We start from the raw sequence: 13,486 nt of genomic DNA, 5'->3' as shown, positions 1-13,486 counted from the left end.
TAATTTAAGTGGCAGTTAAAGAATATTAATTAAACTTTAAATTACGGATATAATCACATCATAACAATGTTTTTAATAAGGTATTAAAAGGAGTTGAATCAGCCTGTTTTCTCCCTGTCTGCGAGGATAAATGAAAGGATTTTTCTTCCGTTGTCGGAAGCGACACAAATTTTTTCGGGATCAATGTAGATGTTGTTCAGATATTGAAGTTTCAGGATGTCACCGTTCCTGAATTCCGGAATTACGCCGCCAAAAAAGAATCCGGTTTCCCGAAATTTGGGCACCAGAAACATCGTGTTGGGATCAGACAGGGGAAGTTCGAGGTAAATTGTGTCGACTTTCTTCATGCACAGTTCTTTTACACTGTTTTGAACGAGTGGAACTATGTCCTCGCCATATTTTTCAATGCTAATGATTGCAGAATTCAAATCGGGTTTGAAAGCCGTTTCGCTTATTGTTACACCCGAGAGTTCGGAAATATTTTTGTATGTGTTAAAATAATTAAGTTTTCTGCTCAACCCGAGATCGGCATAGATAGAGGTAATCATCTCTTTATATGTTTCAGGGATGAAAACTTCCCTGTGCGGTTCTTCATTTATTTTCAGATAATAGAGCATAACCGCCTGCCTTTGGGAGAGCCCCTCATCGTTTATTTTCTTGAAAGAGATGTGTTCACCTGTGAATGCTATAAGAGAACCTATTTCCTTTGCCCCGAGTGTTATGTTCCCTTTTTGAGTGTAAGGGTGTATGGTCACACTTTCGCTGTAGAGGCCGTACATTCCGGTTTCTTTCCCGTGTTCCACAGCTTTGGCCTTCATTCTTTTAAAAAGATTGTGACCCCTGTAGCGTGGATCAACAATCGCCATACCTGAATCGGCCACCTTTGAGCCTGGTTTGTCGAAAAAGAGACCCAGATTGGCGATCATTTCATTCTTTGAATTGTGCACAACCACTGCTTTCATGTACCCGTAGTCAAGCAATTCCTTTAATTTCTCGGGGAAATATGCGATACCCATATAGGTGTATCCATAAGCCCTGTAGGTGAGTCGGGTTAAATCAAGTACATCGGCTGGTTCTATCATTCTAAAGTGAAGTTCTTCATCGAGCGGAGCGGGTTCAGTTTTTTGTGCCGCCTCCCTCTCGAGAATTTCATTGATATCACCCTCAGGGATATTAATTACAATCTCGAGCCGTTTCCCGTCTTTCCCAAGATTGACAAACTTGAATTCATCGGCAAGGTGTTTGATTATCAGGATTCCCAAAGCCGAGTGTTCCTGTTTTTCCAGCATAGAAACATCGACCGGCAAACCCTTGTCCTCGAAAGACAAAATCAGTTTTCCCGGTTTGAAACGGACGAAAAACCTGATTTCCCCAAATTCCTCGGGATCGAAAGAATTTTCCACAATGCTTACAAAAGATTCTTCTACAATCAGATCTATGTTGTTGAAGTGATCTTCATTGAAGCCGAGCCATTTGGCTATGGTAGTTGAGATGTTCTGAAGTATTGGAAGGTAGGAAATGTTGGCTGGAACCTTCAGTTCCGCGAGCAATCCGTTAAGAAGAATTTTTTTATCGATTTTTTTATTCACAGTCTTACCGGCTCCATCAAAATTTGGTTCAACAAGTAAACAAGATAAGCAAAAAAGATGAAAACTTGAATACCGGCAGGAAAGTCCCGCAAGAAGGGAATTCTAATGTCCTGTCATATGATCGAATTTGCGTGAAGCATGCAAATCTTCATATTTATTTTTTGCATCCAATTCTTTTTCAAACTTCATTACATTTCTTTTGTAACAGTATTTAAAGAAATAAAAAGATTCGATCACCCCAAACTCCCCGTTGCTGTATTTAACTATTTTCAATGAATACTTGGGAAACCGGATTCCTTTTACTACTTCGAATTGTTCGGGCATTTTGGCTGGACTTCTTATAAAATGTGCGATTATTGATGCAAAATAAACATTTTTCAATATATTTAATAAAAAACTTTTTGTTAAATCTGCATTTCTTTTTCTACGGCAAAAAAGTCTATTCGACATACATCACATGCCTTAAGGGAGTATTTCGCTATATTTGCGTCAGGAAAAGCAAAAAATTTTGAAATAATCGAAGATTTAATGAAAAAAGACATGTACGGCTGGCACATCAAGCAAGGTGATTACCGGCAAAATGATGAATATGATAAACTCTATTTGCGGAACCGCAAATTAGAAAAAACAAAAAAGAGTGCTCTCTGGATCACCGCCGGAGTCGCCCTTACCGTTGCGATGTACTTTATTTTGATGGCAGTCGCCAAAATCTGACAAACCCACTAGAATTCCCCCTTACCCGACTCAGAAATTCTTTTTAAAAATATAACAATCTTCAGCAATTAATCTTGCTGAAAACCCGCATTTTAATATAACATACAGTATGTTAAAGCAAAATCGAAAGATAGTTGATAAAAAAAGCCAACTTATTTAAACTTTTTTCACTTATTTACTTGACTTTAAAATATATTATGATTAACTTTGTGCAGGTTTAAGGTGAGGTTTAAATGACCATTGGTTTTTCACAAAAAATGGAGGCATTTTCTTTTAGATTTTTATTGTTATTGTAGAGGCGGGATGTAGTCGATAAACTGTGTTTGGTGTGGTGAGGGAAAAGGCACGCTATCGCCGGTTTATAAGTTTCTAATATTGCAGCAAGCTGCATCCCCTTTTACAATGAACCCCTCAAGCTTATTCTTATCTAAAGAACCGCAATTTTTACTTCTCAAGTTGAAAATCATCGAATTTTTATGTCCTGTGCTATGTGTATGACCAGTCATCGCCCGTAGCCGGCTGCCGGTTTCGCCAGCATCTCCGAGCTATGTTGTCACAGGATCTAAAAAATATAACATAAATAACAATAATTTAGTTACTTTAATGGAGAAGGTATGTTCAAGGACGATCAACCTGGCAAATTCGATCACGAAAAGATTACCATTGTCAGATTGATGCTCCTTGTTGCAGTTTACACTCCTGTGGTTTGCTTAATCATTTTGTTTTCTCCATTTCATGTAATAAGACTGATGGCAGAAAAATTTATGATCAAATAACCTGTCAATAAACATTGAATTGAGGATTAAAATGCAACAGGAAATCACCTGGTACAGGTGGAGCGTTGAAAATGGAGACTACCGCAGTACCGGTGAGTACGACAGTCTCTACTATAAAAGGAAAAAAAAGGAAAAACTTTTTCGTAATGTCATTTGGTTAGGTGTGGCGATTGTTGTGTCACAGGTCTTTTTTAAGATTCTCGCATACACATCGCAAATGTGAAATCCCCCGAGGTGAGGATAGAGTTTCGATTTCTCTAAAAGAATGTGAGTCCCTCACCTAACTAAACCTTGCCCGTTTATCTTTCGAGATGGCGGGCACTTTTTTTACCATTCCTTACCCTCCTTTTTAACTAATATGCCTGCAATTGAATAAACCCTGTTTTTTGATTCAAAAAAAATTTGCATTAAAAATTCAACATTCTTAACTTGAGAATTCGTTATTAAGATTTATCCATGGCCTCGTAAACAAACATTTCCAGATAAAATTATCCACAGGAGCATCAAAAATGAGTGATGAAACAGGCATTAAACAGTCTGAAGGAGAAATTTTCCACCCCTCGCAGTCAGTTATTGATAAAGCTCTCTGCAAAGACTACGATTCGATGTACAAAAAATCGATCGAAAACCCGGAGAATTTCTGGGGAGAAATCGCAGAAGAGTTTGTATGGTCTCAAAAATGGGAGAAAGTTTACGATGATTCCAACCCGCCGTTCTTTAAATGGTTTACTGGTGGTAAAACCAATATTGTTACCAATGCCATCGACAGACATTTAAAAACTTTCCGGAAAAACAAAATTGCCCTGATTTGGGAGAGTGAAGCCGGTGATGATGTCAGAACCTATTCCTATTTTGCCCTTAATCGCGAAATTGTAAAATTTGCCAACATTTTAAAGAGCATGGGGGTACAGAAAGGCGACATTGTTACGATATATATGCCCCGTGTTCCCGAATTGATGTTTGCAATGCTTGCCTGTGCAAAAATAGGAGCTGCTCACTCGGTGGTTTACGGTGGTTTCAGTGTCGAGGCTCTTGCGGAAAGAATAGAAGATGCTCAAAGCAAAGTGCTTATCACTGCCGATGGTGGTTTTATGCGCGGTAAAATTGTAAACCTGAAGGAAATTGCCGACGAAGCACTCGCCAGACAAGGTACAATCGAACATTGTGTGGTTGTAAAGCGGACTGGACACGAAGTGTATATGGAGCCCGGAAGAGACTACTGGTACCACGACCTTCTAAGCGTACCAGTGGTAAATCAGCCATGCGAAACCGAACAAGTGGATGCCGAGACGATGCTATTTATCCTGTACACTTCAGGAACGACAGGCAGACCCAAAGGAGTAATCCACACTCACGGTGGTTACATGGTTTATACTGCCACATCATTCAAATATGTTTTTGACATCAACGATGAAGACCGTTACTGGTGTGCTGCAGATCCGGGATGGATCACGGGCCACAGTTATATCGTTTACGCACCACTTCTAAACGGTGCCACAAGTTTCATGTATGAGGGCGCTCCCAACTTCCCATATCCAAACAGATGGTGGAAGATGATCGAGAAATACGGGATTACTATTCTCTATACAGCTCCCACGGCTATCAGAGGACTGATGCGTTTCGGCAATGCCTGGCCCAACAGACATGACCTCTCATCACTCCGAATTCTCGGAAGTGTCGGCGAACCGATAAATCCTGAAGCCTGGAAGTGGTATTACGAGGTGATCGGAAAATCAAAATGTCCGATTATGGATACATGGTGGCAAACAGAGACGGGTGGATTTATGATCACACCTCTCCCCGTTACTCCCCTGAAACCGGGAAGTGCAACAAAGCCATTCTTTGGTATTGAGGTGGATGTTATCGACTCTGAAGGCAAGAGTGCGGCTCCAGGTGAAGAAGGCATTCTCGTTATCAAAAAACCTTGGCCCTCGATTATGCGGGGTATTCTGCACGATCCTGAACGATACAAACAGCAGTACTGGAGTAAATACACAACCATGTACGAGGCGGGCGACTCCGCCAGAAAAGACAAGGACGGTTATGTGTGGGTAATAGGCAGACTGGATGATGTAATTAAAGTGAGCGGTTACAGGCTCGGAACTGCAGAAATAGAATCCGCGCTCGTTTCACATTCAGCAGTGGCGGAAGCTGCAGCCATTGGTTTGCCGCACGAAGTAAAAGGAAATGTAATTCATGCCTATGTGGTACTCAGAGCCGGATATGTAGCCTCCGAATCATTAATGGAGGACCTGAAAAAACATGTCGGTCACGAGATAGGACCAATCGCAAAACCGGAAAAAATCAACTTCATGGATGCTCTTCCCAAAACAAGATCAGGTAAAATAATGAGAAGGCTACTGCGTGCCAGAGCTCTCGGTCTTCCTGAAGGTGACAAGAGTACGCTGGAAGAGTAAATGAATGCTATAAACAGGTAACAAACCGGTTTTCTACAGTTTGCCGATGGGGATTCCCTGTCGGCAACTGTTTTTAATGTCGAATTTTGATACATTTTCTCAAAATAAAACAGGCGTTTTTTTTAGAAAGCTGTCAAAACAGGCGTTTTTTCTAAAGATTGAATTGGTATAATTTTTGATGGTGTAAATTGACAAAACAGAAGAAAAATATGCAAAAACATTCTACTATTCTAAATAAAATGCTGTTTGCCTTAATTTGGGTTATCTCAACAGCAGTTGTATTTCCTATCGACACACTATCGGTCTCAGGAACCGAAAGCAATACAAAATATCCGGCTGAGTTTTTTGTCTCCCCGGATGGGATAACAAGCAGTATTGCCAAGGTACTGGCGATTGATAAAGGGACAAATGGAATAAAATTTACCGACCCCTATAATCCTACAAAAGTATTTAACGCCTGGGCAGGCACTTTTAGAGGCGAAATAAACAGTCAAACCGAAAATTTCTATTGTATAGACATTGCCCATTCGCTCGCTTTTTATACAGCTTCACAACCTCATCTCTATATAGATTCGGGTACAACCCCGTCACAAATAACCTACATATTGATGAATTACTATCCATATAAGGCCTACCCTTATACAGGTGCGATGACGACGGTTCAAAAGGAAGCCGCGGCCATACAACTCGCAATCTGGCATTTTGCCGATGGAGTTAATCCGAACACCATACAGACTGCTGATATTAAGGCAAGAACCATCGAAATAATTAATGAAGCAAACGCAAATTCCAATGGTTTTGTGCCGGTAAAAACCTTGATAATTCTTCCGTCAGCAAACCAGTATTTTACAGGAACAGATGCTCAGTTTAGAATTAAAGTATTTGATGAACTTGCACGACCTGTTGCAAACAGACAAGTTACGCTTTCTGTTTCTGCCGGGTCACTTAGTCAAACGGTTGTTACAACCGATGCAACGGGCACGACACCAGCAGTGACACTAAATCCCGGCTCTGCGAAGAATGTGACTCTTACTGCAACTGCCGTCATAACAATTCCCCAGGGAACGAGATATGTTCACCAGGTACAACCAAACTTATTCCAAAAAATTGTGCTCGCCACACCGGCCACGGCTCAAAAGAATACATCGATAAACCTTGAGTGGACAGAAAGAGTCGATATTAGTCTGACAAAAACAGTAAGTAATGCAAATCCTAATAATGGCGAAAATGTCACATTCACAATCTCTGTTTCCAATGCAGGACCTTCGCCCGCTTCAGGGGTGGTAGCGAAGGATTTTCTGCCGGGTGGTCTTACTTACATCAGTTCGAGTGCCTCACAAGGCAGCTTCAACTCCGCAAGCGGTGAATGGACAATCGGGAACCTTGCCAATGGTGCCAACGCTTCGCTTGCTGTAACAGTAAAAGTTGATGTCGCTGCAAATTATCTTTTCAGTCTCGGTGCTGCAGAAGGATACAATGTATTTACTCTTCAGGACATGAATCAGCCAACCGCGGATGTGGAGGGGAAAGTGGCAGTCGGAAGAGACGGGTTTTTCTCCAACTTCAGTGTCGGTGATCTCCTTCCCGCTTCGGGGGGAACAGTTGATGTGCTGGTGGTTGGAAGACATCTTACATTTGCTTCAGGAAATGTAACCGGAGGCAATGTGGTTTACGGTACATCGGGAACAGTTTCTCAACAGGTTGGGATAGTGGACGGTACTCTGAGGCAAGGAAATCCGGTCGATTTCAATGCAGCGGGTGCATACCTTACCGCTCTTTCAACACAACTGGCCGGTTACACAACAAACGGTTCAACAACCATGTCCGGAGTTACCCTGACACTTAACGGTGCAGATCCGTTCTTAAACACATTCTCAGTTACTGCCGCACAGATGACCCAGACTCAGGAAGTATATGTAAATGTACCCAATGGTTCGGTTGCTCTTATCAATGTGGCCGGAGACAGCATCGACTGGGGTGGTAATCTCGTTGTGTCAGGTACACCAATAACAAACTGCATGTTTAATTTTCACGATGCAAAGAAGATAACAATTCAGTCAATTGATGTAACCGGTTCCGTTCTTGCACCATTAGCGGATGTAAACTTTATTAGCGGTGTTCAACACGGACAGATGATATGCAAGTCTCTTTCCGGCGGAGCACAGTATAATCTTGCAAATTTCATCGGAAACATTCCCCTTGACACAACAATAACAAATATTGCAGAAATTATCAGATGCGACCAGCTCGATGTGGATTCAAACCCGGGATCGGGAGGGGAGAACGAGGATGATTATTCCGCAGCAAGCGTTCATGTCAGGGGAACGCACGCCGGAGGTGGTGGATCAATAAATACCGGAAACTGGCAATATGTCGGTTCTGTAAGTCAGGAATATTTTATCTGGACTTTTATGCGGGCACAGGACGGGTCTATGATTGCAGGTACCTGGGGTGGAAAAATTCTAAGATCAACTGATCAGGGACTTACATTCTCTGTTATCAACAACGGTATGAATGTCGCCTACATCTGGAGTCTGGTTCAAACACCAAACGGTGATTTCTATGCCGCAACCGAAAGAGGCGTTTTCCGTTCAGGTGACAACGGAGTAAACTGGAATTCCACTTCACTTCCACAGTACGATGTCCGTTCTCTTTTATTCCATGATAATACACTTTATGCCGGTCTATGGGGTCAAGGAGTTTATAAATCGACTGACAACGGTGCAAACTGGGTTGATGCAAGCAGCGGTATGATTATCAAATCAGTTCAGGCTCTCACGAAAGATAACAGCGGCAATATTTACGCCGGTACATTCGGAGGCAGTATATACAAGAGTGTTGATGGCGGACAAAACTGGAACTCAACAGCAATGAACTATCCGCATGTCTGGTCACTCGGTACTACTTCCACAGGCATAATTGTTGCAGGAACCTACGGGAATGGTCTCTATCTCTCTGCCGATGGTGGAAACTCGTGGCAACCACAAACCTCCGGAATAGCTGCAACGCACATTTACTCGGTTTCTGTTGATAACGGAGACAATGTTTTCGTCAGCTCCTGGAATAACGGTGTTTATTTTGCACATATCACCTCAACAGATGCCCCTGCTTCAGCCTGGAATTATATCGGATTGAAAGGTGTGAAGGTAAGTGCAATCAGTTTCGATCAATCAAACGGCAGGTTGTTTGCTGCCACCTCAGATGGCGGAATTCTCAGAAACGACTCTCCGACTTCGGTTAAAGAGATTGAAACGACATATAGTCCTGCAGGTTTCGTTCTGTCAGATAACTACCCGAATCCATTCAATCCGGAGACAGTAATCGAATTCTCCATTCCATTAAAAGTGAATGTGAATCTTTCGATTTATAATGTTCTCGGTGAAATGGTCAGCACGCTTGCGACAGGGGAGTTGGAAGCAGGAAGATACTCCGTAAAATTCGATGCAAAACAGCTTCCAAGCGGTATATATATTTACAGACTGTCAGCAGGAACCAATGTCATTTCCAAAAAAATGATTTTAATGAAATAGTTAGTTAATACCAGGTTTCTGCGTTATTGTGAGCCTCCGGAGGAAATGCCGGGGGCTTTTTTATTTGCCCGATTTTATGAAATATCCGATCATCTGAATGAAGGTTATGACAATGAATGTTATTATCACCGCAAAGAAAACTTCGTCGCTGATGTAAACCGGGAAAATGGTTTTGGCGATGATAAACGAGAATAAACACACAAGCATCATTTTTAGCCAGCGGATCATTCTGACAGCGGTTGTATATTGTCGCAGGGCATTTTCGCGGGTGATTTCTGTCAGATAGTTAAACGAATGCGGGAATCTTTGTGCGATTGTCATACCGGCGTAGAGTAAAATTAGTATTCCAAAAAGGAAAAACAATTCTGCTTTGTCTCCCATACGGTCAACATTTCCTGAGAAGTCATAATGCATCGGCACTCTTTCATCAACAGAAGGGTACTGAAACAGAAATAGTACACTTATTGTCAAAAGTACAGTGGCAGATACAACCTCGACAATTTTGTCTGCAACAGAACTTTCAAGTTCTATCCGGGGCCTGTTTTTTGTTTCCAAATTTGGTTGTCTGATTTAAAGTGAATAAATGAAAATTTAATTATCAGCGATCAAAAAAACAATTCGAATTTTCCGTTTTACGCCTGCGGCAAACCCTGAAAAGGGATTTTATTGGCACTTCGAATACAATCTTCTTCTAAAATTTAAGAATATCTTAACAAATCCGGCAAACATTTTTTCATTATTGGCAAAAAGTGACGAAAAACCTTGAAAAAGAGCCTTTATTGTTTTGGCACAATATTTGCATCATTGAATTGATTTTTATTCACGAAAAATAACCGATGGTAAGAAAATGGAAAGAAAAAAAGTAACTATTGACGGAAATGAGGCGGCGGGATATGTAGCCTATCACACTAACGAAGTGATAGCAATATACCCTATTACTCCTTCGTCTAACATGGCAGAATGGTGCGATGCATGGGCATCGGAAGGAAGAAAAAACATCTGGGGAATTACACCATCTGTCTCTGAACTTCAAAGTGAGGGCGGAGCCTCCGGAAGTGTGCACGGCGCACTTCAGACAGGTTCACTTACAACCACCTTCACAGCATCACAGGGTCTTCTATTGATGATCCCTAACATGTTTAAAATTGCCGGTGAACTGACTTCCACAGTATTTCATGTGTCAGCCCGTTCAATAGCTGCATCCGCTTTGTCAATTTTTGGCGATCACAGTGATGTTATGTCAACCCGTTCAACAGGTTGGGCACTCCTCTCCTCAAATTCAGTTCAGGAAGTAATGGACTTTGCTCTTATAGCACAGGCTGCAACGCTTGAAGCAAGAGTACCGTTCATCCACTTCTTCGATGGTTTCAGAACATCACACGAAGTTGCCAAAATTGAGCAGCTTACCCCCGATGATATGAAACATATGATCGATCAGAGACTTGTGTTCGAACACAGAAAAAGAGGTCTGAATCCTGACGCACCAGTTCTTCGCGGAACAGCTCAAAACCCTGATGTTTACTTCCAGGGCAGAGAAACTGTAAATCCGTTTTATAATGCATGTCCTGATATCGTTCAAAAATACATGGACAAGTTTGCTAAGCTTACAGGCAGACAGTATAACCTTTACGATTATTACGGTGCACCGGATGCAGAAAAAGTAATCATCATTATGGGTTCAGGCGCTGAAGCGGTTGAAGAAACCGTGGAACACCTTACAGCAGCCGGAGAAAAAGTCGGTGTCTTGAAAGTAAGACTCTACAGACCTTTCTCAATGAAACATTTTATAGCAGCAATACCCAAAACCGTAAAAGTTATTGGTGTACTTGACAGGACAAAAGAGCCGGGAGCATCGGGAGAACCTCTCTACTTGGATGTTGTTAGCGCAATAGCCGAAACCTTTAACGAAGGAACCCTGCCTTTCGCATTCCCTAAAATAGTCGGCGGAAGATATGGTCTCTCTTCAAAAGAGTTCACACCTGCAATGATTAAATCAGTGTATGACGAACTCGGAAAATCCAAACCTAAAAACCACTTCACCGTGGGAATAAAGGAAGATGTAACCAATACAAGTCTCGAATTCGATCCTTCATTCTCCGTTGAAAACGAAGATACATTCAAAGGTAAATTCTACGGACTTGGTGCTGACGGAACAGTTGGAGCAAACAAAAACTCCATCAAGATTATCGGTGAAGGCACCGACTTCTACGCACAGGGTTACTTTGTTTACGATTCGAAAAAATCGGGTTCGATGACTACATCCCACCTGAGGTTTGGACCAAAGAAAATCAAATCAAGCTACCTCATCAACCGTGCAAATTTCGTTGCATGCCATCAGACAGTCTTCCTCGAGACTACTGACATGCTTCGCGATGCAGTTGAAGGTGCTTCATTCCTTCTGAACACTCCCGCTTCCAAAGAAGAGGTCTGGGATACACTTCCTGAGAATGTTCAGAAAACCCTCATCGAAAAGAAGATGAAATTCTACATTATCGATGCTTACAAAGTTGCCAACGAAACGGGCATGGGCGGAAGAATCAACTCCATCATGCAGACCTGCTTTTTTGCAATTTCGAAAATCCTTCCAAAGGAAAAAGCAATCGAAATGATCAAGTACGCTATCAAGAAAACCTATGGTTCAAAAGGCGAAAAGATCGTTCAGATGAATTTTGACTCGGTTGACAGAACACTCGATAACCTTTTTGAAGTGGAAGTGCCGAATGTAATTACATCAAAATTCAATATCCGTGACGCGGTTCCTGCAAATTCACCCGAATTTGTAAAGAATGTAACCGGAAAGATTATTGCCGGTTTTGGTGATGACCTTCCTGTAAGCCTTATGCCCGTGGATGGTACATTCCCGACCGGAACAACCAAATACGAAAAAAGAAACATAGCCCTTGAAGTTCCCGTTTGGGACGCTGATGTTTGTATTCAGTGTAACAAATGTGCACTCATCTGCCCTCATGCTTCGATTAGAGCAAAAATTTATTCAAAAGATCAGCTTGACAAAGCTCCTGAAACCTTCAAAGCAGTTCCTTTCAAAGCAAAAGAACACGGTGAAGGCCTCTATTACACAATTCAGGTCGCAGTTGAAGATTGTACGGGTTGCGGACTTTGCGTCGAATTCTGTCCTGCCAAAAACAAGAGAGAAGTAAGATTCAAAGCTATCAACATGCAGCCACAGCTTCCGCTTCGTGAAACCGAACGCTTAAACTGGGATTTCTTCCTTGATATTCCTGAATGGGACAGAACTGATCTTAAGCTGAACACGGTAAAAGATTCACAGTTCCTCGAGCCATTGTTTGAGTTCTCGGGTGCATGCTCAGGTTGCGGTGAAACTCCTTATGTAAAACTCGTCAGCCAGCTATACGGTGACAGGGCAGTGGTTGCCAACGCAACAGGCTGTTCATCAATCTATGGCGGTAACCTGCCAACAACACCGTGGAGCAAAAACAAAGACGGACGCGGACCCGCATGGTCAAACTCCCTCTTCGAAGACAACGCTGAATTTGGATACGGTTTCAAACTTTCGATCGACCAGTTTAACGAGCAGGCAAGAATTCTTCTCGTAAAACTCGGCGAAAAAATCGGTGACAGACTCGTTTTCGACCTCCTTAATGCAGATCAGAAAACTGAAGCCGGTATCAGAGACCAGAGAGCAAGAGTGGAAGAACTGAAAACAAAGCTTGCAGAAATCGAAAATTCAACATCTGATGAAGACCTTAAATTCGACGCAATCAACCTCAAGAGCCTTGCTGACTATCTCGTGAAGAAATCAGTTTGGATCATGGGTGGTGACGGATGGGCTTACGATATCGGTTACGGCGGTCTCGATCATGTGCTCGCATCGGGCAAAAATGTAAATGTTCTCGTTCTCGATACCGAAGTGTATTCAAATACTGGTGGTCAGATGTCAAAATCGACACCAAGAGCCGCTGTTGCAAAATTTGCTTCGGGTGGTAAACTTGCTGCGAAAAAAGATCTTGCACTGATGGCTATGAGCTACGGTAATGTTTATGTTGCCAAAGTTGCGATGGGTGCAAACGACGCTCACACAGTAAAGGCATTCATCGAAGCCGAAGCTTATGACGGACCATCCTTGATCATTGCCTACAGCCACTGTATCGCTCATGGTATCGACATGTCAACCGCTACCAGAAACCAGAAAGCGGCAGTTGATTCAGGTCACTGGCAGCTCTTCAGGTATAATCCTGATCTCGTTGCAGAAGGAAAGAATCCTTTCAGCCTCGACTCAAAGGGCATGAAGATTCCTTTCAAAGATTACGCATATCTTGAAACCAGATATAAAATGTTGACAAAATCGCATCCCGAAGCTGCCGCCAGATTGATGGACGAAGCTCAGGAAGATGTTTCCAAGCGTTGGAAAATGTATGAAAACATGGCGAACCAAAACCCAAATGTTAACAATTAATTACGGTTTCAAGAAACGATTAACC

9 protein-coding genes are annotated in these 13,486 nt (G+C 42.2%); 6 read left to right on the top strand and 3 right to left on the bottom strand.

All coding sequences use genetic code 11. From position 1 onward, the window contains the following. Positions 1-98 precede the first annotated feature (98 nt). Both J0L60_02800 and J0L60_02795 read right to left on the bottom strand, forming a co-directional pair. Positions 99-1,589: an ATP-binding protein gene (locus J0L60_02800; GenBank protein ID MBN8545038.1), complete on the bottom strand. Its 1,491-nt coding sequence runs from the start codon at positions 1,587-1,589 to the stop codon at positions 99-101. A 102-nt stretch (positions 1,590-1,691) separates the two neighbouring features. After that, positions 1,692-1,913 carry a hypothetical protein gene (locus tag J0L60_02795; protein ID MBN8545037.1) on the bottom strand — a complete coding sequence of 74 codons (222 nt, stop codon included), beginning with the start codon at positions 1,911-1,913 and terminating at the stop codon, positions 1,692-1,694. 204 nt (positions 1,914-2,117) lie between these two features. On the opposite strand from J0L60_02795, the gene J0L60_02790 reads away from it, so the two are divergent. The 5 genes from J0L60_02790 (at position 2,118) to J0L60_02770 (ending at position 9,026) form a co-directional block, all read left to right on the top strand. Further along, positions 2,118-2,303, top strand: a complete 186-nt coding sequence (locus tag J0L60_02790; protein ID MBN8545036.1) for a hypothetical protein — start codon at positions 2,118-2,120, stop codon at positions 2,301-2,303. Positions 2,304-2,917: 614 nt separating this feature from the next. Then, positions 2,918-3,079, top strand: a complete 162-nt coding sequence (locus tag J0L60_02785; protein MBN8545035.1) for a hypothetical protein — start codon at positions 2,918-2,920, stop codon at positions 3,077-3,079. 31 nt (positions 3,080-3,110) lie between these two features. Beyond that, positions 3,111-3,302 carry a hypothetical protein gene (locus tag J0L60_02780; GenBank protein MBN8545034.1) on the top strand — a complete coding sequence of 64 codons (192 nt, stop codon included), beginning with the start codon at positions 3,111-3,113 and terminating at the stop codon, positions 3,300-3,302. Between the two features lie 286 nt (positions 3,303-3,588). After that, positions 3,589-5,496: an acetate--CoA ligase gene (gene acs / locus J0L60_02775; GenBank protein ID MBN8545033.1), complete on the top strand. Its 1,908-nt coding sequence runs from the start codon at positions 3,589-3,591 to the stop codon at positions 5,494-5,496. Between the two features lie 209 nt (positions 5,497-5,705). Next, on the top strand, positions 5,706-9,026 hold the full coding sequence (locus tag J0L60_02770) for a choice-of-anchor A family protein (protein MBN8545032.1): 3,321 nt from the start codon (positions 5,706-5,708) through the stop codon (positions 9,024-9,026). 60 nt (positions 9,027-9,086) lie between these two features. On the opposite strand, the gene J0L60_02765 is transcribed toward J0L60_02770, so the two are convergent. Beyond that, positions 9,087-9,581 carry a DUF1648 domain-containing protein gene (locus tag J0L60_02765; GenBank protein MBN8545031.1) on the bottom strand — a complete coding sequence of 165 codons (495 nt, stop codon included), beginning with the start codon at positions 9,579-9,581 and terminating at the stop codon, positions 9,087-9,089. Positions 9,582-9,873: 292 nt separating this feature from the next. Here J0L60_02765 and nifJ point away from each other — a divergent pair, with 292 nt between their 5' ends. After that, positions 9,874-13,461: a pyruvate:ferredoxin (flavodoxin) oxidoreductase gene (gene nifJ, locus J0L60_02760; protein ID MBN8545030.1), complete on the top strand. Its 3,588-nt coding sequence runs from the start codon at positions 9,874-9,876 to the stop codon at positions 13,459-13,461. Positions 13,462-13,486 lie beyond the last annotated feature (25 nt).

Source organism: Ignavibacteria bacterium (assembly GCA_017302895.1).
Taxonomy (GTDB): domain Bacteria; phylum Bacteroidota; class Ignavibacteria; order Ignavibacteriales; family Ignavibacteriaceae; genus UTCHB3.
Note: the sequence above shows the minus strand (reverse complement) of the source record. Positions and strands in the feature narration are given on the sequence as shown.